Genomic DNA, 25,577 nt, shown 5'->3' on the forward strand with positions numbered 1-25,577 from the left:
GATCAGTAGATCGGGAAGCGTTCGCACAGCGCGAAGATCTCGCGGCGCACGCGCTGTTCGGTCGCGTGGTCGCCTTCCGGGTTCGCGCGCAGCGCGTCGAACACGTCGAGGATCAGGCGGCCGACTTCACGGAATTCCACGACGCCGAAGCCGCGCGTCGTGCCGGCCGGCGTGCCGAGACGGATGCCCGAGGTAACGGTCGGCTTCTCGGTGTCGAACGGGATGCCGTTCTTGTTGCAGGTGATGCCCGCGCGTTCCAGCGCCTGCTCGACCGGCGCACCCTTCAGGCCCTTCGGGCGCAGGTCGACCAGCAGCAGGTGGTTGTCGGTGCCGCCCGTGACGAGATCGACGCCGCCGGCCTTCAGCACTTCGCCGAGCGCTTGAGCGTTCGCGAGCACGTTGTCGATATAGGTCTTGAAGTCCGCATGCAGCACTTCGCCGAACGCGACGGCCTTGCCGGCGATCACGTGCATCAGCGGGCCGCCCTGCAGGCCGGGGAACACGGCCGAGTTGATCTTCTTCGCGATGTCCTCGTCGTTGGTCAGCACGAAGCCGCCGCGCGGGCCGCGCAGCGTCTTGTGCGTGGTCGACGTGACGACGTGCGCGTGCTCGACCGGGTTCGCGTGGCGGCCCGCGGCGATCACGCCGGCGATGTGCGCCATGTCGACCATCAGCTTCGCGCCGACGCTGTCGGCAATCGCGCGGAAGCGCGCGAAGTCGAGCGCACGCGGGTACGCCGAGAAGCCGGCGATGATCAGGTTCGGCTTGTGCTCGTGCGCCAGCGCCTCGACCTGGTCGTAATCGATCCGCATCGTGTCGCGGTTCACGCCGTACTGGACGGCATTGAACCACTTGCCCGACAGCGCCGGCTTCGCGCCGTGCGTCAGGTGGCCGCCGGCATCCAGCGACATGCCGAGCACCGTGTCGCCCGGCTTGGCCAGCGCGAGCATCACCGAGCCGTTCGCCTGCGCGCCCGAGTGCGGCTGCACGTTCGCATAGCCGGCGTTGAAGATCTGCTTCACGCGTTCGATCGCCAGCGCCTCGACTTCATCGGCGAACTCGCAACCGCCGTAGTAGCGCTTGCCGGGATAGCCTTCCGCGTACTTGTTCGTCAGCACCGAGCCCTGCGCCTCGAGCACGGCGCGCGACACGATGTTTTCCGACGCGATCAGCTCGACCTGCGACTGCTGACGCTCGAGTTCCTTCAGGATGGCGCTGCGCACCGGCGCGTCGCGCTCGGCCAGGGGCTGCGAGAAGAAAGGCTGGGTGTTCGACATAGTGCGTCCGTGACGAAGAATAAAGGGCTGCAACCAAAGCTCAAGGCCCGCCCTGCCTGGGTTTCCCGCTACGCCAGTGCAAGGTTGCCGACGGCTCTATTCTTGTCGTTCGGATTTTCGGCGGATTGATGAATTTAGACGCGTTCTTTGCCTTTTCCGCCATGCACGTCCGTTTTATACAAGTGACCGGTCGTGCTTTTTCGGATGACCCACCAAAACGGCGTCGGCTGTTCACCTATGGACACGCACACCGGCAGTGCGTTTGCCGCCCGTTCGGGGTGCGGCATCTCCCGGATGCGGTGCAGTGCAACATCGCCCTTACACCCAGACAACGTATGGAGCTAGGGTTTAGCCGTATGGCACGCTTGTTGCGCTCGCTCACACAATACCGCAGCCCGATCCGTGCCTCCCGGGCGTATAGCTATTAGAGATTCTAGGAACGCTCCCCATGTCGCCCGACCGCACAGCGTCGCTGTCCCACTTCGCGTTCATGCCGTTACCGAATTTCACGATGATCGCGTTCACCAATGCGATCGAGGTGCTTCGGATGGCGAACTACCTGAGCGGCCAGCCGCTCTACCGCTGGTCGGTGATCAGCCCGGACGGCGGCCCGGTCACGGCGAGCAACGGCCTCACGGTCGACACGGGCCCGGCCGAATGCGTGGGGCAGCCCGACATCGTCTTCGTGTGCGGCGGCGTCGACGTGCAGCGCGCGACCACGCCGGCCCACCTGTCGACGCTGCGCCGCTTCGCGCGCTCGGGCATCCCGCTCGGCAGCCTGTGCACGGGCACCTATGCACTCGCGAAATCGGGGCTGCTCGCAGGCTACGCGTGCGCGATCCACTGGGAAAACATGTCGGCGCTGAAGGAAGAGTTTCCGGACACGCGCTTCCTGAAGGAACTGTTCGTGATCGACCGCGACCGCATCACGTGCACGGGCGGCGTCGCGCCGCTCGACATGATGCTGAACCTGATCGCCGCGCGCGTGGGCACCGCGCGCGTCACGCAGATCGCCGAGCAGTTCATCGTCGAACACGTGCGCGACACGAGCGCGCAGCAACGCATGCCGCTCGTCGCGCGGCTCGGCTCGGCGAACAAGTCGCTGTTCGAAGTGATCTCGCTGATGGAGAACAACATCGAGGAGCCGCTGTCGCGCGAAGAGCTCGCGCGGCTCGCGAACATGTCGCAGCGGCAACTGCAGCGCCTGTTCCGCGAACACCTCGGCATGACGCCGACGCATTACTACCTGACGCTGCGGCTGCGCCGTGCGCGCGAGTTGCTGCTGCAGACCGACATGTCGATCATGCACATCACGATGGCGTGCGGCTTCCAGTCGGCGTGCCATTTCAGCAAGAGCTATCGCGACGCGTTCGGCGTCGCGCCGACGCGCGAACGCCGCAAGCAGGTCGCGCCGCTCGCGCAGGGTGTGGCGAGCGCCAGCCCCGCCTTTCCGGCGCATGTGCTGCACGCATAAGCGTCACCGCGACCGGCACATGAAAAAAGCGGCCCTGGCGGCCGCTTTTTTCTTTGCGATTACGATCCCCACACCTGCATTTCATAGAGCGAGTAACCCCACTGCGTCGCGCGCTGCGTGCCGAGCATCCGCACGTAACGACCGCTGCCGTTGAGATGCGGCAGCGTGACGTGGGTATATGAAACGCCGTTGCTCGTCGAATAGATCGTCGTCCAGTTGACGTTGTCGTTCGACGTCTGGATCTGATAAACGAGCGCGCCCGCATCCCAGTACAGATCGACGTGATCGATGTGCTTCACCGCGCCGAGATCCACGGAGATCCATTGCGAACCGACACCGGCGCCTTCCGGTGAATCCCAGCGCGTGCTCGTCGTGTTGCCGTCGAACGCCTTGTCCGGCGTAAGCGACGCGTTGTAACTCGCCGACGCGGCGGCCGGGTGCCCCTGCGACAGCAGCGTCGGCTGCGCGGCGGCCGGGCCGCCGTAGTAACTCGACCCAAGCTTGGCCTTCGTCGTGTCGGCGTTCACGCCGAACTGCGACAGGCTCCAGCGCTGGCCGGTCGTCACGTCGCCGACGTAGAGCTGATAGCCGCCTGCCGTCGTCGACGAGAAGAACACGTAGTTCGTGCCGCTCACCGGCGCCGGATCCGAGTTGTTGCTCACGCAGTCGTTGATCGGCAACGCGTTCGGCGTCGAAGCCGGGTCCGCGGTCTTCGTATAGATCTGGTCGGCCTGGCCGCTGTCTTTCCAGCGCGCGTAGAACACCATGCCGTCCGCACGCACGATCGGGTAGTACGTCTGCAGCCCGGCCGGATTGTCGAACGTCGCGGTCACGCCAGTCGCGAGCGTGCGCTTCATCAGCCCCATGTTCGCGCCGGTGCCCGTCGCGTAGTACACGGCGCTCGAATCGGGCGCGAGATACGGCATCGAATACTCGGCGCCGGCCGGTGCATTCGTCAGGCTCACAACCGACGTGAGCGTCGGGCCCGCGCTCGTGTACGACAGCGTCGCCTGCTTGACGTCGCCGTTCTGCTTGAACACCAGCGTCTTGCCGTCCGCGCTGAACTTCGGGTCCTCGTTGCGCGTCGCGCCCGTGCTGTTCGTCAGGTTGACGGGCGGCGTGCCGGCGCCGAGCTGCAGCATGAACACGTTCCACGCGCCGTTGCTGATTCCCATGAACGCCAGCCACTTGCCGTCGGGGCTGAACACGCCGTTCATCGGATCGGTGATGCCCCACGTGCTCTTGCTCAGTTGCGTCAGCGTATGGGCCGAGAAGTCGTAGAGGAACAGCTGGCTCGTGCCGTCGCCGTACTTCACGTAGCTGTGGTACACGAGCTTGCCGGACAGCGCGGCGGGAAACGTCGCATTCGGCTGCGCCGCCGGATTGTTGATGCAGGCCGCGGCTGCGACGCCGCTGAACAGGTTGAGTGCGATGCCGGCCACGAGGCCGGCGGCGAGGGTCTTCAGTTTCACGCTGGATGCTTCCGGGTAGGGTCAGGACGCCGCAGACAAGAACCCATGCAAGACGCGCGTGGGTCACGGAGCCGCTGCCAGGCAGCGTGGATTCCGTCTCGGTTGGATATCGGGAATAAAACGTGCTGCAGGATGCCTGCTTGTCAGACGAAAGAACAGCATCAGAGCGCTCAAAAAACATACGGATCAGCGATTGGGGGTGCGCTTGCGTGCGACGGGTGCGGTGCCCTACTCTTTTTTCAGCGAGGCTTCGAGCGGCCGGGGGGCAGGCATGAAGCGATATGCGGCGCTGGCACAGACGATCGCCGACGCGATCCGGCGCGGCGACCTGGCGGCCGGTGCGCGCATCCCCACCGTGCGCGCCGCGTGCCGCGCGTATGGCGTGAGCCCGTCCACCGTGTTCCGCGCGTACTACGCGCTCGAGAGCGAGGGTCTGATCGTCGCGCGGGCGCGGTCCGGATATTTCGTTGCGAACGTCGAAGACAAGCGCGTGCGGATCGGCCACGATCCCCCGCGCAAGCCCGCCCCCCCGCCGGCCGGCGACGACGATACGCTGCTCCGCCTGCTCGATTCCCTCAAATGCGAGGACATCGTCCCGCTCGGCTCGGCATTCGCCAGCTATTCGCTGTTCCCGATGAGCAGCCTGTGGCGCTACGTGGCGTCGGCGGCCCGCAGCATGGATCGCACGAAACTGCTGTCGGGATTGCCGCCCGGCAACGACGCATTGCGGCGCCAGATCGCGCTGCGCTACCTGAATGCGGGCGCTGCATTGCCGATGGACGAGATCGTCATTACGACCGGCGCGCTCGAAGCGCTGACACTCTGCCTGCAGGCGCTGACGCGCCCCGGCGACATCGTCGCGATCGAACGCCCGGCATTCCACGCGGTGCTGCACGCCGTGCAGCGCCTGCACCTGAAAGCCGTCGAGATTCCGGTCGACCCACGCACGGGCCTCGATCTCGATGCGCTCGCGCAGGTGCTCGACACGCATCCGGTGCGCGCGTGCTGGTTCATGACGTCGTTCCACAACCCGACCGGCGCGACACTGTCCGACGAGCGCAAGCGTGCGCTGATCGACCTGCTCGCGTCGCGCGGCGTGCCGCTGATCGAGGACGACGTATACGCTGAACTGCATTTCGGCACGGTGCCCACGCGCCCCGCGAAACTGTATGACGACAGTGGGCTCGTCCTGCATTGCGGGTCGTTCTCGAAATGTCTCGCGCCCGGGTTCCGGATCGGCTGGGTCGCGGCCGGACGCTTCGTGCGGCAGATCCGGCAGGCGAAAGGCGCGAGCGCGCCGGCCGCCGACGTGCCCGCGCAGCTGGCGATCTCGAGCTACCTGCGCGACGGTGCATACGACCGCTTCCTGCGCAAGCTGCGGCGCAATCTCGCCGCGCACCAGGAACAGATGCTCGCGGCCGTGCGCGCGTATTTTCCGGCGGACACCGAAGTATTCGCGCCGCGCGGCGGGTATTTCCTGTGGCTCGAACTGCCGCCGCGCGTCGACGCGATGCACCTGTTCGACGCTGCGATGGCAAGCGGCGTCAGCATCGCGCCGGGGCCGATCTTTTCCGCGACCGGCGGATTCCGCCGCTATCTGCGCCTCAACTACGGCCGGCCGTGGACACCGGCCGTCGAGCGCGCGATGGAGACCATCGGGACGCTTGCGGCGCGCCAGCGGCACGACGGTTAGCGCCCGGCGCGCGGCCCACGACGACCGACATCGTCCTTGCCTTTCACGCGCAAGCGGCAAAGAATGAAGCGACAGGCAGCCGCGGACGAACGGATTCCTCGCGTCCGATGTTATGGAGAATCACATGAACACCGAATGCGAACGACAGCCGGCGTGTGCTCCGTTGATGGCGCCCGCCCGCCGCTGACGATGCGCGTCCTGCCCAACCGGAACGTGCGCACGCGCGATGCGTGGCGCGCCGTGTTGAACTCACGCGCCGAATCGCGGCACGCCGCGAGCTGCCGTTGCCGGGAATGCGGATTCGTCACGCTCCGCGCACTCGAGCGCTGCCCCGTCTGCGGCCAGTGGGACTGGCCGTTCGATCCGATTCGCCATACGCCCGACCCTGCGCACGCCGCACAGGCGCCGCATGCCGTCCGTTCGTGGTCGTCGCGCGTCGCGCACGCGCTGCGCGATGCGGCGTTCCGGCGGCCGAGTGCGTCGAGCGCACCGATCCTGAGCATCCTGACGCTCGTCCTGCTGGTCGGCGGTTACGTGGTGGTCGATCGAACGTGCAAGGCCGATCCCGTCTGCCGCGGTTCCGGTACGCCGGCAGCGGCCGCGACCGAATCCGGCTTGCATACCGTGAACGAGCCGGTACTGCCGGTATTGCCGACGCCCGTTTTTCCGTTTCATGCGCCCGACGGAACGCCGCAACCGGCAGCCATTCCGCCACACGACGACGCGAATGCCAGCCCGCCTGCAGGCAAGATGCAGGTTGCGCAAGCCGCAACGTCGATGCGCGTACCCGACCGGACACACGCCAGCACGGTTCGCGTGGCGGACTGGAAAGGCAGCCGCGATGCCGCGCATCGCTCGCATCCGATCCGCCGCGTGAGCCTGCATGCGCGCCACGGGCGGTACACCGCATCCGGCAACGCCGGGATCGCGAAACTCTATCGCGGCCACTGAGCGCGCGATTCGCGCCTTCTCGGCCGACGATTCATTCTTCTGACCCACCCTTCATAAAACCTCGTTTGTGCCGCGACGGACGCATGACGTTCAATGGGTCACTCTCCCGCACCGGCATGCCTCCAACGAAAACGGGCGGCCCGTTTCCGGAGCCGCCCGTGTCGTCGCACGCGTAGCGAACGAACGCTAGTGCATCAGGCCGCCAGCAACCCGTGCGGGTCGATGACGAATTTGCGCGGTGCGCCGCCGTCGAACTTCTTGTAGCCTTCCGGCGCCTGGTCGAGCGAGATCACTTCGACGTTGACGATCTTCGCGATCGGCAGCCGGTCGAACAGGATCGCCTGCATCAGGTTGCGGTTGTACTTCAGCACCGGCGTCTGGCCCGTGAAGAACGAGTGCGACTTCGCCCAGCCGAGGCCGAAGCGGATGCTCAGGCTGCCGTGCTGCGCGGCCTTGTCCTTCGCGCCCGGATCGTCCGTCACGTACAGCCCCGGGATGCCGATCGCGCCGGCCGGGCGCGTGATTTCCATCAGCGAGTTCAGCACCGTCGCGGGCGCTTCCTCCGAATGGCCCGACGAACCGTGGCCGTGCGCCTCGAAGCCGACGCAATCGACCGCGCAGTCGATCTCGGGCACGCCGAGGATCTGTTCGATCTGCTCGCCGAGCGAGGCGTCCTTCGACAGGTCGACCGTCTCGAAGCCCATCGCACGCGCATGCGCGAGACGTTCCGCGTTCATGTCGCCGACGATCGTCACGGCCGCGCCGAGCAGGCGCGCCGATGCGGCCGCCGCCATGCCGACCGGGCCCGCGCCCGCGATATAGACCGTCGAGCCCGGCTTCACGCCTGCGCTCACCGCACCGTGATAACCGGTCGGCAAAATGTCGGACAGGCAGGTCAGGTCGCGAATCTTCGACATCGCCTGATCGCGGTCCGGGAATTTCAGCAAGTTGAAATCGGCGTACGGCACGAGCACGTACTCGGCCTGGCCGCCGATCCAGCCGCCCATGTCGACGTAGCCGTACGCGCCGCCGGCACGCGACGGGTTCACGTTCAGGCACACGCCGGTATGCGTGTCCTTGCACATCGCGCAACGGCCGCAGGCGACGTTGAACGGCACCGACACGAGATCGCCGATCTTCAGCGTCTCGACGTCGCGGCCCACTTCGACCACTTCGCCGGTGATCTCGTGACCGAGCACGAGGCCGACCGGTGCGGTCGTGCGGCCGCGCACCATGTGCTGGTCGGAGCCGCAGATGTTCGTGCTGACCACTTTCAGGATCACGCCGTGGCCGATCGCGCGGCCGCTCGGGTCGACCATCTTCGGATAATCGATTTTCTGGACTTCGACCTGGCCCGGTCCAAGATAGACGACACCTCGATTGCTGCTCATCGTATTGTCTCCATGTCTCGTTGGATGGCGTCGCGGCGCGCCGGCTCATGCGGCGCACACGCAACGTGCTGTTCGAGAGTAGTCCCGGAGGCAGGGGCGCCGATGTCTCAAACGCGACATGCGTTTGATCGGCGCCGACATCGATGGCGGAAAGACGAAAGTCGGGCGGGAAACGACGGGAAGGCTTCGGCCGCGAGTGCGCCGTGCCGAGGGTCGGACCGCCGTTCGCGGACGGTCCGCTCCTTTGCTGACGGGCGTTACCCGCCCTGATTCTCGCGGATGATCGCCGCGGCCGCCGCTTCCGCTTCGCTCGCAACGCCGTCGTGCACGCGCGTGCTGACGGCCGGCGTCGGCGGCTCGCTGTCGAGCGCATGACCGTTGCGGTCGTGCGTATCGACCGTCGCGCGCATCGACAGCCCGACGCGCAGCGGATGCGTGGCGAGATCGCGCGGATCGAGCGCGATCACGACCGGCACGCGCTGCACGACCTTGATCCAGTTGCCGGCCGCGTTCTGCGACGGCAGCATCGAGAATGCGCTGCCCGTGCCGGCCGAGAAGCCCTGCACGCGGCCGCGATAGGCGATCCGCGAGCCATAGAGATCCGACACGACCTCGACCGGCTGGCCGACGCGCATGTGGCGAATCTGCCCTTCCTTGAAATTCGCCTCGATCCACAGCCGGTTGAGCTGCACGACCGACATCAGCGGCACGCCGGGCCCGACCTGCTGGCCGACCTGCACCGAGCGCTGCCCGATCGTGCCGTCGACGGGTGCGACGATCGTCGTGCGCTTCAGGTTCCGGTACGCGAGCTTGAACTGCGCGGCCGCCTGCACGACGGCCGGGCTTTCGTCGACGGGCAGCTTGCTGCCGAGCGCGCGCGCCGCGTCGAGCTGCGCCTGCGCGGCCGCGAGGTTCGCCTGCGCGCCGGCCACCGCCGCACGCGCGCGCGCCAGTTCCTCGGGCGCGACGATCTCGACCGACGCGCCCGAGCGGGCGACGAACGCGCGCTGCGCGAGCGACAGGTCGGCGCGCCGCGCATTCACGGCCTCGACGTACATCGTGTTCGAGATCTTCGCGTTCGCGACCTGCCGCACGGCCTGCGCGAGCTGCGCCTTCGCCTGCGCGAACGCAACGGACGCTTCGGTGTCGTCAAGCTTCACGAGCGTCTGCCCCGCGCGCACGGCCTGCGTATCGGCCACCAGCACGTCGGTCACGGCACCCGGAGTCTGCGCGGCGACCTGCACGATGCTGCCCGCGACGTATGCGTCGTCGGTGTCTTCGTAATAGCGGTCGCTCAGCAGCCAGTACGCGATCCATGCGATCGCGGCCAGCAGCACGATCGCGAAGAATACGGTGAAGCGTTTGCGGCGCGTCGCGCGGCGCGCATCGAGTGCCGGGCCGGTCGGTGCGGCCGGCGGCGCGGCGGTATGGAGGTTGTCGTGGTGCATCAGTCGCTTTGCGTAACAATCAGTCGATCGTGCTGGAACAGGGGGATCGGCTGGGGAATCGACGGGGCCGGTGCCGCGATCGTCGCTGCCGCACGGGCGAGAACCGGCGTGCTGCGAGGCGTCGCACCGGCCGTCGACCGGCGCGCCGAATCGTCACGCCGCGCAAGGACGGGTGCGGCGCTCGCCGCGGCTCCGGCCGGTGACGTGGCCGTGCTCCCCGCGCGTCCGTCGTCCGCCGGTCCGGCGGCCGCAGCGCGGTTCGCGGCAGCAGCAGACGCCGAGGTCGCTGTGCCACGCCGCGCCGCCCCGCTATGCGCCCGATGCACCGCCGGTATCTGCGCCTGCGCCACCGTTGCGCCCGCATCGAACCCGCCGCCGAGCGCACCGATCAGCCCAACGCGCAGCGACCGCTGCCGGCCAAGCAACGCGATCATCTGCGCGCGCTCGTCGATCAGCGTGAGATCTGCGACATCGACATCCTTCTGCATCAGCACGCCGCGCCGGTGGCGGTCGGCCGCGATCTGCACGATCTTCTGCGCGGCCGCGACCGCGTCCTGCTGCTGCGCGACGAGCGTCTGCGACGTCTGCAGCGACGTGACGAGCTGCGCGACCTGCCCGAGCGCGTCGTCGACCGTCTTGTTGTACAGCCCTATCGCGACGTCGGCCTGCGCGACATCCGCGCCGAGATTCGCCTTCAACCGGCCGCGATCGAAGATCGGCAGCGAGATCGCCGGGCCGACCGAGCCGGCGAGCGAATCGCGCGAGAACAACGACGCGGGCGTCAGCGCAAATACGCCGCCGAGCGCGACGAGGTTCACGTCCGGATAGAACTGCGCGCGCGTCGAATCGACATTCGCGAACGCGGCTTCGACGCGCAGCCGTGCGGCGACGATATCGGGCCGGCGGCCGAGGAGATCGGCCGGCAGCCGCGCAGGCACCGCACCGCCCGCGAACGCGCCGACGCGCGGCCGCTGCAGCGCGAGCCCGCGCTCGGGGCCACGCCCCGACAGCACGCCGAGCTGCAGTTGCGCGAGCTTGATCTGCTCGTCGTTCAACGCGATCTGTTCGAGCAGGCGGCTGCGCTTGATCGATGCGTCGCTCGCGTCGTACGCGTTGTCGAGGCCGCGCGCGGTGCGCTCGCGCAGCACGGCCGTCACGCGCTGGCCGATCTTCAGCTTCTGCTGCAACAGGTCGCGCGCCGCGTACGCCTGGTCGAGCTGGCAGTACACGGTGACGATCGCAACGGCGAGCGTCAGCCGCACCTGTTCGGCTTCGACGCCGGCCGCATCTCGCAGCGACATCAGGCTCTTCGTCGCCGCGCGGTTCTTGCCCCACAGGTCGAGCTGGTAGTTCAGCCCGACGAAGATCGACGACGGTGACACGTTCGGATCGCCGAAGATCTGTACCGGCACGCGATAGCCGCCGGCCGTCACGTCGGCGATGTCGCCGGGCTTCGGCATCCGCGCGCGGCTGATCGTCGCGCCGGCCGTGCCCGTGAGTCCCGTCAGCGAATCGAACTGCTGAAGCTGCGCCTGCGCGATCCGCAACCGCGCCTGCGCGACTTGTACATCGGGACTGTTCTGCGACGCGTCGGCCACCAGGTCGTCGAGCTGCGGATCCTGAAGCTGCTTCACCCAATCCGGCGCCGGCCACGCGCCGTTCGCACCGGGGCCGGTCGTATGCGCGAGCGCATCGTCGGCCGGCGCGCGCAGCGACAGCGAAGGCAGGAAGCCCGACGGCACGCATCCGCTCATTGCGAGCAGCGCAACCGCCGCTGCGATCATCGAGCCGCCCTTCACGCCGCGCGCCGAGCCCGCCGCTTTCCCCATGCGCCGCATCGTCACCCCTGCTGAACGCGCTGTGCACGCGCGGCCAGACGCGGCCGCGTGCGCTCGAGCGGGCCGAGCCGGCCGAACAGGCCGTCCGCGACGCCGAACAGGATGCCGGCCAGCTTCGCACGCTTGTCGCGCTCGACGAGCGCGATCTGCACGACCTGCCACACCGTCAGCAGGTTCGGCACGATCGCCACCGGAAAGCGCAGCCCGTACTGCATCCCGAGCTGCACCGCATTGCGCGCGCTGTAGTAGCGCCGTTGCCACGAATGATTCATCGACGTCATTTCGAAAGGGCCGATCGCATGCCGCTGCTTCGCGCCGATCCGGTGCGGCAGCACCAGCGACGGCACGACATAGAGCGGCACGTTGCGCGACAGCGCGCGGAAGCTGTATTCGGTGTCGACGTGATCGATGAACAGCGTCTCGTCGAAGCGGCCGAGCAGATCGAACGCGTCGCGCGACACCACGCAGCCCGACGAGATCAGGAATGCGCAGCGCTGCAGCGGCGCGCCCGGCTCGATGCGCAGGCGGCGCAAGCCGATGCCGTTCGTCGCGAGTTCGGGCAGGAAGCTGCGCGCGTTCTCGTCGAAGATACGCGGGCCGGCCAGGAACGCGCGCCCCGCGAGCCCCGCGCACACGTCGCGCATCACCGGGAAATACGCGGCCGGCACCGACGAATCCTGGTCGAACAGCGCGACCGCGTCGATGCAGTCGCGGAACAGCGCCGCGAGCCCCGCGTTGTACGCGCCCGCGATGCCGCCGCGATTGCCGTGATGCAGCAGCGCGATGCCTTCCCCGTCGCACAGCGCGCGCGCCCGTGCATCGGGCTGCGGCGTGTTGTCGACGACGAGCAGCGCGTCGCACGCGTGCCGCCATGCCTTGAGCGCATCGAGCTGCGCATCGCTCGGGTGATACAGGATCACGAGTGCGCCGAGTGTCGTCATGGTCTTCTCCTCAATGCCCGAACGACGCGGCCGCGCCACGCTTCGGCCGCGTCAGCCACATCATCGCCGCGAGCGCGAGACACGTCATGCTCGCCATCCAGAACATGTCGTTGGTCGCCATCATGTACGCCTGCTGCATCACGACCTGGTGCAGCGTGGATAGCTCGCGCACACCGTCCACGCCCATCGCGTTCAGCGCGTGGACGAATCGCTGCGTGTTCGCCGATGCGTGCGTGACCGATTGCGACACGACGTCGTAGTGATAGATTGCACGGTTTTCCCACAGCGTCACGCTCATCGCGGTGCCGAACGCAGCGGACAGCGTGCGCAGGAAGTTCGACAGGCTCGACGCGGCGGCGAGCCGGTCGTCCGGAATGCGCGACAGCGTCGCGGCGGTCAGCGGAATGAAGAAGCACGGCAGCCCGATCCCCTGGATCAGCCCCGGCGCGGCAATCTGCGCGAACGTCATCTTCAGCGTGAAATGCGCATCCCACGCGAGCACGGCCGCGAACACGAGGAAGCCGAAGGTCGCGAGCACGCGCGCGTCGAAGCGGTGCGCGTGGATCCCGACGAGGATCGAGAACACGAGCGCGAGCACGCCGAGCGACGCGGTCGCGAGCCCCGCATGAAACGCGTTGTAGCCCATCACGGCCTGCATCCACAGCGGGAACACGACGCCGACCACCGAGAAGCTCATCATCCCGAGCGAAATGATCAGCACGCAGAACGAGAAGGTGCGGTCGCGGAACAGGCTGAGATCGACGACGGGATGCGCTTCGCCCGCCTCCCAGATCAGCAGCGACACGATCGCGAGCGTCGCGACCGCCGCGAGCGTGACGATCAGCGGCGAACCGAACCAGCCGCGGTCGTGGCCGAGGTCGAGCATCGCCTGCAGCGAGCCGACGCCGATCACGAGCAGCACGATGCCCGGCACGTCGATCGGGCCGGCCGCGCCGCGCTGCGCGTCGGGGCGCAGCATCGCGGTGCACACCGCGAACGAGAACAGCCCGATCGGCAAGTTGATCAGGAAGATCCACGGCCACGAGAAGTTGTCGACGATCCAGCCGCCGACCACCGGCCCGAAGATCGGCGCGAGCAGCACCGTCATCGCCCACAGCGCGAGCGCGATCGTGCGCTTGTCGGGCGGGAACGTGCGCAGCAGGATCGTCTGCGACAGCGGCACCATCGGCCCCGAGCACAGCCCCTGCAGCGCGCGGCAGATCACCAGCACGTGCAGGTCGCGCGCGAACCCGCACAGCAGCGACGTGAGCGTGAACAGCAGCACCGCGCCGACGAACAGCCGCAGCTCGCCCACACGGCGCGCGAGCCAGCCCGTCAGCGGCACCGCGATCGCGGCCGCGACCGAATACGAGCTGATTACCCACGTGCCCTGGCTGTTCGATACGCCGAGGCTGCCGGAGATGGCCGGCACCGCGACGTTCGTCACGGTCGAGTCGAGCACCTCGATGAAGGTCGCGAGCGACAGCGCGAACGTCAGCAGCGCGAGCCGGATCCCGCGCACCGGCTGCGCGGCCGGCGCAGGCGCCGGCGCGTCGAACGCGGACGGCGCGACGGGCCCGTCGTGAAGCGGCGATGCGGTGCTCATGCGCCGGCCACCGCGAGATCGGCCCGCGCGGCCACGCGAGCGCGCGTCGGCACGAATCGTTCGATGAAATCGGCGGCCGCGCCGCAGCCGTCCGGCCCGGCCGCGAGCAGCGCGCGCGTGCGCTTCGCGTGCACCGCGAACGCCGGTTCGGCGAGCACGCGCGCGAGCGCCGCGGCGAGCCGCGCGCCGTCGACCGGGCCGTCGACGCGCACGCCGCAGCCGTTCGCGACGACGCGTTGCGCGTTGTCGAACTGGTCGTGTGCGAACGGCGTGACCACCTGCACGATCCCGGCCTCGCACGCGAGCGCCGCGGTGCCGATCCCGCCGTGATGCACGAGCGCGCGGCAACGCGGCAGCAGCGTGCGCATCGGCACGAAGCGGCGCACGAGCAGCCGGTCGTCGCCAGGGGCCGCATCGTACGGCGTCAGCAGGATCCCGCGCGCGCCGGTCGCGCGCAGCGCATGCGCCACCGCGCCCGCGTATGCCGCGTGATCGACGCGTGTCGAACCGGCCGTGAACACGACCGGGGACTCGCCGGCCGCGAGAAACGCATCGAGTGCCACATCATCGTCGGGTGTCGCAATATCGTTGAACAACGGAAAACCGCTTTGCAGATGATTCGACGGCCAGTCGGGCTGCGGCGGCGCGAACCAGCCGGGAAACAGGCACAGCACGCCGTCTGTCGAATGCAGCCAGCGGCCGAGCACGCGCCGTGCGGGCGCAAGCCCCAGCTCGCGGCGCACCGCGTTGAGCGCGGGGCCGCACACGCGGTCGAGCACCTGGCGCTCGATCAGCGTCATCAGCGCCGACTTCACCGGTAGCGGCCAGCGCGCAGGAATCGTCAGGCGCGGGTGCGTCGGCGGCGCATGCGCGGACAGCAGCGTCGACGGCGACACCTGCACCGACACGTACGGCGTGCCGTGCAGCTCCTGCATGAAGCGCGCGGAGAACGCCCACAGCGTGCCGACGAGCACCGTGTCGGCATCGGTCAGCGCATGCAGCGCGTCGTAGTGCAGGCGCAGCGTCGGCGCGATCACCTGCCACAGCGTGCGGAACGACGTGCGCGGATCCCACAGCGCCGGGTTCTCCATCGCCGCGTCGTATTCGGCTGCCGTACCGACCGGCACGAACGCGAAGCCGCAGCGGCGCACGGCCGCCTCGAACGGCGCGTGCGTGCAGAACACGACGTCGTGACCGCGCGCCGCGAGCGTGCGCGCGACGCCGAGCAGCGGATGCACGTCGCCCGCCGAGCCGATCGCGGTCACGATCATCTTCGCCATCGCGCGCCTCGCCGGGGTCAGTAGAAGCCGGGAATCAGCGCCGCCACTTCACGGCGGTACTGCGCGTAGGCCGGCCCGAAATACCCGGTCAGCCAGCTTTCCTCGACGCGCACCTTGTACGCGAGCGATGCGAACACGAGCAGCACGCCGATCACGCCGCGCCATTCGCCGCCGATCAGCGCGGCGCCGGCGAGCGCGATCAGGCAACCCGTGTAGATCGGGTGACGCACGAGCGCGTACGGCCCCGTGCGGACGAGTTCGTGGTCTTCCTTCAGCGTGACCGACACGCTCCAGTTCGTGCCGAGGTGCAGCCGCGCCCAGACCGAGAACAGCAGGCCGGCCACCAGCACCGCGAGCCCGCACTGCGCCTGCAGCCCGAAGCATTGCCAGTCGGGGACGAGCGCTCGCCACGACGGATCGGGCAGGATGATCAGCGCGCCGCCGACGATCAGCGGAATCGACTGCAGCGTGCGCGAGCGCGACGCCTCCTTGCGCACGGTCGCCTTCACGCCCTGCGACGTGGCAATCCAGTACGCGAGCCACACGGCCCACGGAACGACGATGGCGATGGTCTGAACGATATTCACGGCGGGCCTGCCTCGGTGGGATGGGAATTCGGATGCGCGGGACGAGCCCGACGCACGACGGATGAGGTCACGACGACAGCGCGTGCATCGGCGCGGGCACGCACGCATGCGCGGCCGCGCGTGCAATGCCGGCCGCGACGGACGACTCGCCGCAGAAGAAGTCGAGCAGCGCCGTACGCGTGTATTCGCGCTGCGCGCGGCCTTCGATGTCGAGGAAGTGGCCGGCGTCCGGCACCGTCGCGAAGCGCGCACGCGACACATGCGCGCCGAGCTGGCGCACGTCGGCCGGCGTCGTGTAGTCGTCGCGCTCGCCGTTCAGGAACAGCAGCTCGCAGCCGATGTTCGCGAACTCGCTGAAGTAGCGCTCGGGCTGCAGCGACAGGATCTGGTCGACGTGGAACGCGACCTGGTCCTGCTCGTCGCGCGGCAGGCGCGTGAGATACCGGTAGTTGTACAGCTTCATGATGCGCGGCAGGTAACGGCCAACCGTGTCGTTCAGCAACTGCGCGGCCTTGAGATTCTCGCCGGCTGCGATGTGGTCGCGGGCGCGCGTCACGTAGTCGACCATCGCGGCGTTCAGGAACGGCGAGAACGAGCAGATCGCCGCGCGCCGCACGCTCGGGCAGCCGCGCGCGAGCGCGAACAGCGACGCGACGCCGCCCCACGACACCGACACGAGAAACGCCGGCGCGAAATGCTCGACGAGGTACTGCAGGATCGCGGCTTCGTCGTCCTTGGTCAGGATGTAGCAGCCCGGGTTGTGCTGACGCGACTGCCCCGCATACGGCAGGTCGAAGCAGATCGTATTCATCCGCTCGCCGAGATACTGGACGGTCTGGCCGAACGACGCGGTCGTCGCGAGTGCGCCGTTGACGAGCATCGCCGTGTCGAATGCCGGGTCGAACACGTTCCGTTCGACGTAGACCTTCAGACCATTCGGTAGCGGGACCACGTGTTTTTCGGTCGGCATCGTCGTTCTCCGGTGGATGCGGCGTCTCGACGTCGCGGCATGCTGCAGGTGCGCAATGGCTGGCGCCGGCCCCGTGCGCGGTCTGTCCACGCGCCCGTTGCCGACGCACCGCGGCAATTGCCGGCGGCGCCCATTCATTCCTCGTAGTGCGGCGCCATACTAATACGGTCGATATTACTTACTCAAGTCATTCCAAGGATCCCCTCTACTCCACCCGGAAATGGGCCGGATTCAAATTTTTTTATCAATTTCTATGGTAAGCGGAATTTTCCGAAAGGTGATCGCAATCGTTTGCGGGCAGGTTGCGCCGGCGCTCAAAAATCACAAATAATCATTTATATTCAATCACTAGTCTCATTTCAATCGCCCGATTGAAACGGTTTTTACAAAGCCGCGCATCTTCACAATCCGAATTGACGATTTCACATCGCGAATAATATTACAGAATTCGACACTCTTTCGATTTGTAATGGATGCGGAAGTGGAAACTTTTCTCCGCATTGCGTCATTTATCAGAAACCGTTTTAAACAGATTCCAATTTAATTAACCTTCTTTCAATGCGTTTTTCCGCACCTGCACATGACTGCGGACGCAATCGAGACCCGTTATCGAGGGCAGCCTGATCGTCCGACCCCGGTTTTTTGTTGATTGAACGATCAATAAAAAACCGCTAAGCTCTCGACTTCCATGGACGGCCCGTCCGGGCGAAGGGAGTCGCGATGCCGAAAGTCGGAATGCGGGAGATTCGCCGCGCACAGTTGATCGATGCCACGCTGCGCTCGATCGACGAAGCGGGCCTGCCCGGCACGACGCTCGCATCGGTCGCGCAACGCGCGAACATCTCGACGGGCATCGTCAGCCACTACTTCGGCGACAAGGACGGCCTGCTCGAAGCAACGATGCGGCACGTGCTGCGCGACCTGTGGTCGGCCACCACGCGCCGCCGCACGGCTGCGCGCAAGGATCCGCGTTCGCGGCTGCGCGCGATCGTCGCCGCGAACTTCGACGACACGCAGGTCAGCGCGCCCGTGATGAAGACGTGGCTCGCGTTCTGGTCGCAGAGCATGCACGACCCGATGCTCAAGCGGCTGCAGCACGTCAACACGCGGCGCCTCCATTCGAACCTGTGCGCCGAATTCGCGAAGGCGTTGCCGCGCGCGAAAGCGCGCGAAGCCGCCGGCGGCCTCGCCGCGCTGATCGACGGCCTGTGGCTGCGCGGCGCGCTCGCCGGCGGTCCGATCGACACCCGGGCGGCATTGAAGCTCGCCCACGATTACATCGACCTGCTGCTCGCGTCCGCCTGACGCGTCACGCAGTCGCCCTCAAGGAGATCCTCATGTCCGTATTCGGTTTGCAGCGCCTCTACATCGGCGGCGGTTACGTCGACGCCACGAGCGGCAAGACTTTCGACACCTTCGATCCCGCCACCGGCGAACTGCTCGCGCAGGTCCAGCAGGCGAGCGCGGCCGACGTCGACCGCGCCGTTGCATCCGCCCAGGAAGGCCAGCGCGAATGGGCCGCGATGACCGCGATGCAGCGCTCGCGCATCCTGCGCCGCGCGGTCGACCTGCTGCGCGAGCGCAACGACGCGCTCGCGGCGCTGGAAACGCGCGACACCGGCAAGCCGATCGGCGAGACGCTCGCGGTCGACATCGTCACCGGCGCGGACGTGATCGAGTACTACGCGGGCCTCGCGACCGCGATCGAAGGGCTGCAGGTGCCGCTGCGCGCCGAATCGTTCGTCTATACGCGCCGCGAACCGCTCGGCGTGTGCGCGGGCATCGGCGCGTGGAACTACCCGATCCAGATCGCGTGCTGGAAGACGGCACCCGCGCTCGCGGCCGGCAACGCGATGGTGTTCAAGCCGAGCGAAGTCACGCCGCTGACCGCGCTCAAGCTCGCGGAAATCTATACGGAAGCCGGCGTGCCGGCCGGCGTGTTCAACGTCGTGCAGGGCGACGGCTCGGTCGGCGCGCTGCTGACTGGCCACCCGGACATCGCGAAGGTCTCGTTCACGGGCGGTGTCGAGACGGGCAAGAAGGTGATGTCGCTGGCCGGCGCGTCGTCGCTGAAGGAAGTGACGATGGAACTGGGCGGCAAGTCGCCGCTGATCGTGTTCGACGATGCGGACCTCGACCGTGCGGCCGACATCGCGGTGACCGCCAACTTCTTCAGCTCGGGCCAGGTCTGCACGAACGGCACGCGCGTGTTCGTGCACCGCTCGGTCAAGGACGCGTTCACGCAGAAGGTGCTCGAGCGCGTGAAGCGCATCCGCGTCGGCAAGCCGGCCGATGCCGACACCAACTTCGGCCCGCTCGTGTCGGCCGCGCAGCTCGACAAGGTGCTCGGCTTCATCGAAAGCGGCAAGGCGGAAGGCGCGAAGCTGCTCGCGGGCGGCACGCGCCTGACCGACGGCCACTTCGGCAACGGCCAGTACGTCGCGCCGACCGTGTTCGGCGATTGCCGCGACGACATGAAGATCGTCCGCGAGGAAATCTTCGGGCCGGTGATGAGCATCCTCGATTTCGAGTCGGAGGACGAAGTGATCGCCCGCGCGAACGACACGCACTTCGGGCTTGCAGCCGGCGTCGTGACCGAGAACCTGTCGCGCGCGCACCGCACGATCCACCGCCTCGAAGCCGGCATCTGCTGGATCAACACGTGGGGCGAATCGCCGGCCGAGATGCCGGTTGGCGGATACAAGCAATCCGGTGTCGGACGCGAGAACGGCATCACGACGCTCGAGCACTACACTCGAATCAAGTCGGTGCAGGTCGAGCTCGGCCGCTACAACCCGGTGTTTTAAGGATCACGAAAGGAGACTGACCGTCATGACGACACGCGAATACGATTACATCATCTGCGGCGCAGGCTCCGCGGGCAACGTGCTCGCAACGCGCCTGACGGAAGATCCGGACGTCACGGTGCTGCTGCTCGAAGCCGGTGGTCCCGACTACCGCTTCGACTTCCGCACGCAGATGCCGGCCGCCCTCGCCTACCCGCTGCAGGGCCGCCGCTACAACTGGGCGTACGAGACCGACCCCGAGCCGCACATGGACAACCGCCGGATGGAATGCGGCCGCGGCAAGGGGCTCGGCGGCTCGTCGCTGATCAACGGGATGTGCTACATCCGCGGCAACGCGCTCGACTACGACAACTGGTCAACGCACAAGGGCCTCGAGAACTGGACGTATCTCGACTGCCTGCCGTACTTCAAGAAAGCCGAGACGCGCGACGTCGGCCCGAACGACTATCACGGCGGCAGCGGCCCCGTGTCGGTCACGACCAGCAAGCCGGGCGTGAACCCGCTGTTCGAGGCGATGGTCGACGCGGGCGTGCAGGCCGGCTATCCGCGCACCGACGATCTGAACGGCTACCAGCAGGAAGGCTTCGGCCCGATGGACCGCACCGTCACGCCGAAGGGCCGCCGCGCGAGCACCGCGCGCGGCTACCTCGACCAGGCGAAGGTGCGGTCGAACCTCGAGATCGTCACGCACGCGCTCGCCGACCGCATCCTGTTCGACGGCAAGCGCGCGTCGGGTGTCGCCTACCTGCGCGGCAGCGAGCGCGCGACCGCGCATGCGCGCCGCGAAGTGCTCGTATGCAGCGGCGCGATCGCGTCGCCGCAACTGCTGCAGCGCTCGGGCGTCGGCCCCGGCGCATGGCTCAAGGCACTCGACATTCCCGTCGTGCTCGACCTGCCCGGTGTCGGCCAGAACCTGCAGGACCACCTGGAGATGTACATCCAGTACGAGTGCAAGGAGCCCGTTTCGCTGTACCCGGCGCTCAAGTGGTGGAACCAGCCGAAGATCGGTCTCGAATGGATGCTGAACGGCACCGGCCTCGGCGCGAGCAACCACTTCGAAGCGGGCGGCTTCATCCGCACGCGCGACGACGATCTGTGGCCGAACATCCAGTACCACTTCCTGCCGGTGGCGATCAACTACAACGGCTCGAACGCAATCGAGATGCACGGTTTCCAGGCGCACGTCGGTTCGATGCGCTCGCCGAGCCGCGGCCGCGTGAAGCTGCGCTCGCGCGACCCGAACGATCATCCGAGCATCCTGTTCAACTACATGGCCGAAGCGCTCGACTGGCGCGAGTTCCGCGATGCGATCCGCGCGACGCGCGAGATCATGCGGCAGCCCGCGCTCGACCGCTATCGCGGCCGCGAGCTGAACCCGGGCGCCGATTGCAAGAGCGACAAGGAACTGGACGCGTTCGTGCGCGCCCGCGCGGAAACCGCGTTCCATCCGTCGTGCTCGTGCAAGATGGGTTACGACGACATGGCGGTGGTCGATGAGGAAGGCCGCGTGCACGGGCTCGAAGGGCTGCGTGTCGTCGATGCGTCGATCATGCCGATCATCACGACCGGCAACCTCAATGCGCCGACGATCATGATCGCCGAGAAGATCGCCGACAAGATCCGCGGCCGCCAGCCGCTCGCACGCGTCGACGTGCCGTACTTCGTCGCGAACGGCGCACTGGCGCGGAATGTCGCGAAGGCCGTGCGGCAGCCCGAGACGGTCTGACGGGGGCGACGCCGATACAAGGCATGACCGGGATTCGCATGACGTCTGCTCTATCCCGGTCTGCATTCTCCGTGACGCGCATGCTCCCGGTTAAAGCCAGTTCGATCGGTTTCGTATTCTGCAGAAGGGGCGTCCCTTTCGCGGCAGTTCTGTCGAGTTACGAAGCCAACACATGCCGCCAGGTATCGTAACGGTGGTGGCTGATGCCTCATGCCGGGCTCGCCTTCGATTCAGCACTCGGTCCGCGGGATGCGCCCCGCTTCCTGCTACGGCCAATGAAATCCGTTGTGTTGAACGCCGAGTTTCCGCGGCCTCTATCGAGACACGCCCCACTCCGAGACTGGACGCCCCTTGGCATCGACCAACTCGTAGCCGCGGTCGCCTGCATAGCGGTAGAAAACGTCCGTGCGAGATTTGACAGGCGTCGTGTCGAAGCCGCTCAAATCCGCATCCGGGGCACACAAACGTTCCACCTCTTCGGGCCAGCGATAGGCGGCCCGCTTGCGTGCTACCCACCAGTCGATCAGCGGTCCGGTCGCACACCAGTAGAGCAGACGGACAAAGGGGCGACTGACATACAGGTCCCACCAGTCCGGATTGGGGGTGCTCACTGGAAAGCCGCTCGGTTTGTGTACGCGGCCGAGTCTTCGCAAATGATCATCCGGTTGGATCGCCTCCAGGCCGTGCTCCATGTAGCGACGGATGAATTCGAGGCGATCCAGATTGGCCCAAAAGGTCGTGCCGTCATGCGAGGCAAAGTCACCTTCTAAATCGAATGGTCCACTGTAAAGCTTACGAATAAAGTTCTTGGATACCTTTCCGAATGTCAGGTGCGGTTGGGGGAAGTAGAGATGAAGACGGAATCGGCCATTCAACGTTTGTCCAATTTGAGTGAACGGCCGGACGTCTCGCCACCTCAGATGCAATGTTTGATTGCCCCATGGAATGTGTACGACTTGCGCCTGGCGGTTGAAGCGGTGCGTTGGTGATATCGCACCTAGGGCCGCAAGCCGAAAGATAAAGCCATAGATGATCAAAAAAAAAGCATATGCAACACCCGTTTGTAAAATTGCCTCAATGATGCCGCCCAGATTCTTGAAAAATGCAATCAGTAGAATTGCCAGAGAAAAGTGATGCATCAGTGCAGAGCAATACATAATCATCGAACATTGCCCTCGAATAAAATCTGGTTCGATATATCGTTCGTTAAACACTTGCGGATCCGACACATCGTCAGCAAAACAAACTTTAGGTGGCCACATCGCTATCGTGATGCCTGGCAATCCGATATGGTCACTTTTGGCACGGAGTGCCTCGATCTGTTTTTCGAAGCCTGCTGCATCCATCGGCAGCAGGCTGGGATCGTCCTTAGTCGCACTCATAGGTAGTTGCTTGCTGGAAGTTTGTAATCAGGCTCGGTGAAGTGGTTCGGCCAATACACGACTTTGGTCTGGCCAATCAATGTATCGTTCGACAACGTGATGACACCCACTCCATCCTGTTCAACCACCAGATCCGGATCCTTATACGTGGCGACACGACCTAGCGCACCGTGAATCTGTGTCAGCTCGAATTTGCTGATCTGTGACCTCCACCCCGGAAGAGTGATCGTAATGCGGCGCAGTTCCGCCACCCCGGGAATCGTCAATGTCCCAACGGTATTGAGAACCTGCACGTCTGTCGTAATAGTTGGCTTGAGGAACAATGTGTAAAACGCGTGTAGTTCCTCGATATCGTCCTTGTACGGCTCTAACGACTTATGATCGAAGAGGCTACTGCTGCGTCGGTTACCCCAGACACTGCGAGCAATCCACTCGGCCACCACTTGTTCGGCGGCCATGCGATCATGAATAACACGAGCGACTGAGTAGAGGCCATCAAGCGCAAGTAACGTCCACCCTAGGGGTCCGGATCCCATCCTCGCGACAGCGAACGGAACGCGGGCAACTGAAACCTCGGCGGCAGCGAGTTTGGTCAGCCACTTTGGACTGACCGTGCCGAGTACGTAAAGGCCACCTAAACCACTGGCTGTGCCAGAAATCGCACCACTAATTACACTCCACGCCGCGGATCCACCCTTTTCGGTACCAGATGTAGCACTGTAGAAGTCCTTTAATGCGAAGACTCCGGCAGCTATCGCGGCAGTTCCAATAGCCCAAAGCTCCAATTTGTTAGCCGAAGCGATCAACACCTCGGACTTCGCCCCTTGACCAGCTTCCCTCGCAAGATTCGCCAACCGATTCCGATACACCTGCGCCATGAACAAACTGCTGGAACCGAAGCCGAGCACCTTACCGCCAGCATCCAATGCGCTCGCCAAAGTCAAACCATCCTCTTTGCCCAATGCATTGAAAGCCACGGCCGCGTTATAGGTAGACACCATAACGGCGAGCCCGCCGATGCCCACACGCGTGTTATGCGCCCGCCGAAGTTCGGCAGGTGCTTTTTCCATGTCGTTCAGCGCTTGTTGGACATCCTGCATCTTGTACAGCACAAGCATTTCGTTGGCCTTTTGCGCGACGGTGCGTGGCCGAAAACCATCCCCGCCTTCGATCCCCAATTGGTCCCGCACCCAAGTACCCGCGTCCTTTAGCTTGACCGGTACAGCGCCCGCCAATTGACCATCCAGTTCTTCCAACGCAGGACGGTATGCACTCGTCCAAAACTGCGCCGGGCTGCGCAGTTTGCTCCTGGCGACAAGCGCGCCGATCATGACGCTCAACTGCTGCGACGCGGCATCCGCCGGAATCGACTTCAACAGCGTCTGCGCACGCTCGATGACCGTGTCGTTGATGAGGCCACCAGCCACGGCACCACTGTTGCGCCAGTCCACCCAGTCGCCGACTAGCGGATTTCCGAGAACGAGATCGTGCAGCCAACCCGTCAAGCCATCCGTCGTCACGCACTTTTGCAGGTATGCTTCGCCCTTCGGATGGTGGACCAGACCTGTCAATGTGCAAGCGCCGACTTGTCGCCTGTCGATAAAATTTTCGATGTCCTTATTTTCGTAAAGCGTCAGCAGCGTGGTATAGGCGGGCTTGACTGACTGAAATACCTCCCACAAATCCGCCGCAGCCACATCCACCGCTTTCTGAAGACTGGCCAACCGTTTCGGGTGTTGCTTGATGAACGCGTCGTAAGCTTGATGGTCGGCGAAGCGCATACGACTGGCGTAGCCGGCTTTGCCGCGCTGATAGGGATAATCCGCGTGTGTCCTGACGCCCCCTATAGTCACGCTCGCCACGGCCTCTTGGATCGCACGCTGTCGAGCTGCATCAGCAAGCGACTCGATCATTCCCCATACTCTCAGCTTGCGCGCGGCCTCCGTCACATAGGGTTCTTGATCCTGAAGCGCAGCACCCACCAACTGATTGAGATCCATCAGCATGCCTACTGGATCAGGCAGTGCCACGGCGAGTAGGTCCACGTCCTTCTGAGGAAGCGCAGCAACCCGCATGGCATCAGCAACAGATTGCCCTGCCGCCTTCTTCGGCAAGCTCGCACTCCAGGGATAGACCTGCCCTGAATGCTCCGGTAGCGCCTGCGGAAGGTGATCAGCAGCAAAGCAGTGGGCTTGCTTGCCACCGAGTGGTTTAATCTCGCGCGCCAGCAAATCCCGCTGTGCTGAATCACGCTCTATTTCGCATAACGCGCGATGACTGAGCATGCTGTCGCTCACCATCAACCACACCGAACCGCTTGCCTGCTCCTTGGGAATGAGCACATACGGCCGGTCGGTGCCGACATCGATTCGCGCATGGCGCCCCGGGAATTCGCCCTGATAGTCCTTCTCTGTCCACCACAATGCGATGAAGCGCCCGTTTTCAGTCACTCTGTATTGCCGCGCCCACATACGCCCGTTCCTGACGTAACGAACATAGAGGTAACATCCCGACCGCAACATGCGAAGCCCCTGCTGCTTCCCCGCCGAAAGTGCCGGGTATGGACTGCTCAACCCGGTGCTCGCATGACACGGAGCGTCCGCCACGCCATATCGCAACGGATAGATGGGGATACCGTGCTCGCACGGCGGCGGCGAGATGGCTTTGCCGACTTGTTGTTCGCTGGGATGATTCGGGCCTAACGCCTTGTCGTACTGGGCTGCCATAATCCTTT

General features: G+C 65.7%; 18 protein-coding genes. 6 read left to right on the forward strand and 12 right to left on the reverse strand.

From position 1 onward, the window contains the following. Window positions 1-2: 2 nt before the first annotated feature. Window positions 3-1,277: a serine hydroxymethyltransferase gene (locus tag OHZ10_RS31710; RefSeq protein ID WP_342705333.1), complete on the reverse strand. Its 1,275-nt coding sequence runs from the start codon at window positions 1,275-1,277 to the stop codon at window positions 3-5. Between the two features lie 448 nt (window positions 1,278-1,725). Here OHZ10_RS31710 and OHZ10_RS31715 point away from each other — a divergent pair, with 448 nt between their 5' ends. Then, window positions 1,726-2,751 (forward strand): GlxA family transcriptional regulator, encoded by a 1,026-nt coding sequence (locus OHZ10_RS31715; RefSeq protein ID WP_059239228.1) that lies wholly within the window; start codon window positions 1,726-1,728, stop codon window positions 2,749-2,751. A gap of 59 nt (window positions 2,752-2,810) precedes the next feature. Here the strand turns inward: OHZ10_RS31715 and OHZ10_RS31720 are convergent, their stop codons facing one another. Beyond that, window positions 2,811-4,223, reverse strand: a complete 1,413-nt coding sequence (locus OHZ10_RS31720; protein WP_256087210.1) for a discoidin domain-containing protein — start codon at window positions 4,221-4,223, stop codon at window positions 2,811-2,813. A 271-nt stretch (window positions 4,224-4,494) separates the two neighbouring features. On the opposite strand from OHZ10_RS31720, the gene OHZ10_RS31725 reads away from it, so the two are divergent. Then, the gene (locus OHZ10_RS31725) at window positions 4,495-5,916 is read left to right on the forward strand and encodes a PLP-dependent aminotransferase family protein (protein ID WP_340624626.1); all 1,422 of its coding nucleotides are present in this window, start codon (window positions 4,495-4,497) and stop codon (window positions 5,914-5,916) included. Between the two features lie 189 nt (window positions 5,917-6,105). Beyond that, complete coding sequence (locus tag OHZ10_RS31730; RefSeq protein WP_174992542.1) at window positions 6,106-6,867, forward strand: hypothetical protein; 762 nt, start codon at window positions 6,106-6,108, stop codon at window positions 6,865-6,867. 194 nt (window positions 6,868-7,061) lie between these two features. Here the strand turns inward: OHZ10_RS31730 and fdhA are convergent, their stop codons facing one another. The 8 genes from fdhA to OHZ10_RS31770 all read right to left on the reverse strand — a co-directional run bounded on the left by fdhA (window position 7,062) and on the right by OHZ10_RS31770 (window position 16,928). Further along, on the reverse strand, window positions 7,062-8,258 hold the full coding sequence (gene fdhA / locus OHZ10_RS31735; protein ID WP_059239222.1) for a formaldehyde dehydrogenase, glutathione-independent: 1,197 nt from the start codon (window positions 8,256-8,258) through the stop codon (window positions 7,062-7,064). Window positions 8,259-8,515: 257 nt separating this feature from the next. Beyond that, entirely contained in the window at window positions 8,516-9,706 is a 1,191-nt protein-coding gene (locus OHZ10_RS31740; protein WP_342705334.1) for an efflux RND transporter periplasmic adaptor subunit, read from the reverse strand. Further along, window positions 9,706-11,544 carry an efflux transporter outer membrane subunit gene (locus OHZ10_RS31745; protein WP_425394788.1) on the reverse strand — a complete coding sequence of 613 codons (1,839 nt, stop codon included), beginning with the start codon at window positions 11,542-11,544 and terminating at the stop codon, window positions 9,706-9,708. The genes OHZ10_RS31740 and OHZ10_RS31745 overlap by 1 nt, the downstream gene beginning before the upstream one ends. Before the next feature lie 2 nt (window positions 11,545-11,546). After that, window positions 11,547-12,485: a glycosyltransferase family 2 protein gene (locus tag OHZ10_RS31750; protein ID WP_342705335.1), complete on the reverse strand. Its 939-nt coding sequence runs from the start codon at window positions 12,483-12,485 to the stop codon at window positions 11,547-11,549. Between the two features lie 10 nt (window positions 12,486-12,495). Continuing rightward, window positions 12,496-14,091, reverse strand: a complete 1,596-nt coding sequence (locus OHZ10_RS31755; protein ID WP_059239217.1) for a DHA2 family efflux MFS transporter permease subunit — start codon at window positions 14,089-14,091, stop codon at window positions 12,496-12,498. After that, window positions 14,088-15,371, reverse strand: a complete 1,284-nt coding sequence (locus tag OHZ10_RS31760) for a glycosyltransferase (RefSeq protein ID WP_342705336.1) — start codon at window positions 15,369-15,371, stop codon at window positions 14,088-14,090. The genes OHZ10_RS31755 and OHZ10_RS31760 overlap by 4 nt, the downstream gene beginning before the upstream one ends. Window positions 15,372-15,388: 17 nt before the next feature. Next, on the reverse strand, window positions 15,389-15,958 hold the full coding sequence (locus tag OHZ10_RS31765) for a methyltransferase family protein (RefSeq protein ID WP_059239213.1): 570 nt from the start codon (window positions 15,956-15,958) through the stop codon (window positions 15,389-15,391). A 67-nt stretch (window positions 15,959-16,025) separates the two neighbouring features. Then, on the reverse strand, window positions 16,026-16,928 hold the full coding sequence (locus OHZ10_RS31770) for an alpha/beta fold hydrolase (RefSeq protein ID WP_059239211.1): 903 nt from the start codon (window positions 16,926-16,928) through the stop codon (window positions 16,026-16,028). Between the two features lie 720 nt (window positions 16,929-17,648). On the opposite strand from OHZ10_RS31770, the gene betI reads away from it, so the two are divergent. From betI to betA, 3 genes are read left to right on the forward strand one after another with little or no spacing between them, the layout of a single operon-like run. Next, window positions 17,649-18,233, forward strand: a complete 585-nt coding sequence (gene betI, locus OHZ10_RS31775; protein ID WP_059239210.1) for a transcriptional regulator BetI — start codon at window positions 17,649-17,651, stop codon at window positions 18,231-18,233. A gap of 32 nt (window positions 18,234-18,265) precedes the next feature. Continuing rightward, window positions 18,266-19,735 (forward strand): betaine-aldehyde dehydrogenase, encoded by a 1,470-nt coding sequence (betB, locus tag OHZ10_RS31780; protein WP_174993835.1) that lies wholly within the window; start codon window positions 18,266-18,268, stop codon window positions 19,733-19,735. Window positions 19,736-19,760: 25 nt separating this feature from the next. Beyond that, on the forward strand, window positions 19,761-21,461 hold the full coding sequence (gene betA / locus OHZ10_RS31785; RefSeq protein ID WP_342705337.1) for a choline dehydrogenase: 1,701 nt from the start codon (window positions 19,761-19,763) through the stop codon (window positions 21,459-21,461). A gap of 314 nt (window positions 21,462-21,775) precedes the next feature. Here the strand turns inward: betA and OHZ10_RS31790 are convergent, their stop codons facing one another. Both OHZ10_RS31790 and OHZ10_RS31795 read right to left on the reverse strand, forming a co-directional pair. Then, on the reverse strand, window positions 21,776-22,843 hold the full coding sequence (locus OHZ10_RS31790) for a hypothetical protein (protein ID WP_342705338.1): 1,068 nt from the start codon (window positions 22,841-22,843) through the stop codon (window positions 21,776-21,778). Then, the gene (locus OHZ10_RS31795; protein ID WP_342705339.1) at window positions 22,840-25,569 is read right to left on the reverse strand and encodes a toxin VasX; all 2,730 of its coding nucleotides are present in this window, start codon (window positions 25,567-25,569) and stop codon (window positions 22,840-22,842) included. Before OHZ10_RS31795 ends, OHZ10_RS31790 begins: the two co-directional genes overlap by 4 nt. Window positions 25,570-25,577 lie beyond the last annotated feature (8 nt).

The sequence above is a fragment of the Burkholderia arboris genome, from assembly GCF_038723655.1.
Taxonomy (GTDB): domain Bacteria; phylum Pseudomonadota; class Gammaproteobacteria; order Burkholderiales; family Burkholderiaceae; genus Burkholderia; species Burkholderia arboris.

What these genes read in the sequence shown, in the direction of transcription:
- OHZ10_RS31710 (WP_342705333.1), bottom strand. Translation starts at nt 1,277, where the DNA reads ATGTCGAACACCCAGCCTTTCTTCTCGCAGCCCCTGGCCGAGCGCGAC.
- OHZ10_RS31715 (WP_059239228.1), top strand. Translation starts at nt 1,726, where the DNA reads ATGTCGCCCGACCGCACAGCGTCGCTGTCCCACTTCGCGTTCATGCCG.
- OHZ10_RS31725 (WP_340624626.1), top strand. Translation starts at nt 4,495, where the DNA reads ATGAAGCGATATGCGGCGCTGGCACAGACGATCGCCGACGCGATCCGG.
- OHZ10_RS31730 (WP_174992542.1), top strand. Translation starts at nt 6,106, where the DNA reads ATGCGCGTCCTGCCCAACCGGAACGTGCGCACGCGCGATGCGTGGCGC.
- fdhA (WP_059239222.1), bottom strand. Translation starts at nt 8,258, where the DNA reads ATGAGCAGCAATCGAGGTGTCGTCTATCTTGGACCGGGCCAGGTCGAA.
- OHZ10_RS31740 (WP_342705334.1), bottom strand. Translation starts at nt 9,706, where the DNA reads ATGCACCACGACAACCTCCATACCGCCGCGCCGCCGGCCGCACCGACC.
- OHZ10_RS31745 (WP_425394788.1), bottom strand. Translation starts at nt 11,544, where the DNA reads ATGCGGCGCATGGGGAAAGCGGCGGGCTCGGCGCGCGGCGTGAAGGGC.
- OHZ10_RS31750 (WP_342705335.1), bottom strand. Translation starts at nt 12,485, where the DNA reads ATGACGACACTCGGCGCACTCGTGATCCTGTATCACCCGAGCGATGCG.
- OHZ10_RS31755 (WP_059239217.1), bottom strand. Translation starts at nt 14,091, where the DNA reads ATGAGCACCGCATCGCCGCTTCACGACGGGCCCGTCGCGCCGTCCGCG.
- OHZ10_RS31760 (WP_342705336.1), bottom strand. Translation starts at nt 15,371, where the DNA reads ATGGCGAAGATGATCGTGACCGCGATCGGCTCGGCGGGCGACGTGCAT.
- OHZ10_RS31770 (WP_059239211.1), bottom strand. Translation starts at nt 16,928, where the DNA reads ATGCCGACCGAAAAACACGTGGTCCCGCTACCGAATGGTCTGAAGGTC.
- betI (WP_059239210.1), top strand. Translation starts at nt 17,649, where the DNA reads ATGCCGAAAGTCGGAATGCGGGAGATTCGCCGCGCACAGTTGATCGAT.
- betB (WP_174993835.1), top strand. Translation starts at nt 18,266, where the DNA reads ATGTCCGTATTCGGTTTGCAGCGCCTCTACATCGGCGGCGGTTACGTC.
- betA (WP_342705337.1), top strand. Translation starts at nt 19,761, where the DNA reads ATGACGACACGCGAATACGATTACATCATCTGCGGCGCAGGCTCCGCG.
- OHZ10_RS31790 (WP_342705338.1), bottom strand. Translation starts at nt 22,843, where the DNA reads ATGAGTGCGACTAAGGACGATCCCAGCCTGCTGCCGATGGATGCAGCA.
- OHZ10_RS31795 (WP_342705339.1), bottom strand. Translation starts at nt 25,569, where the DNA reads ATGGCAGCCCAGTACGACAAGGCGTTAGGCCCGAATCATCCCAGCGAA.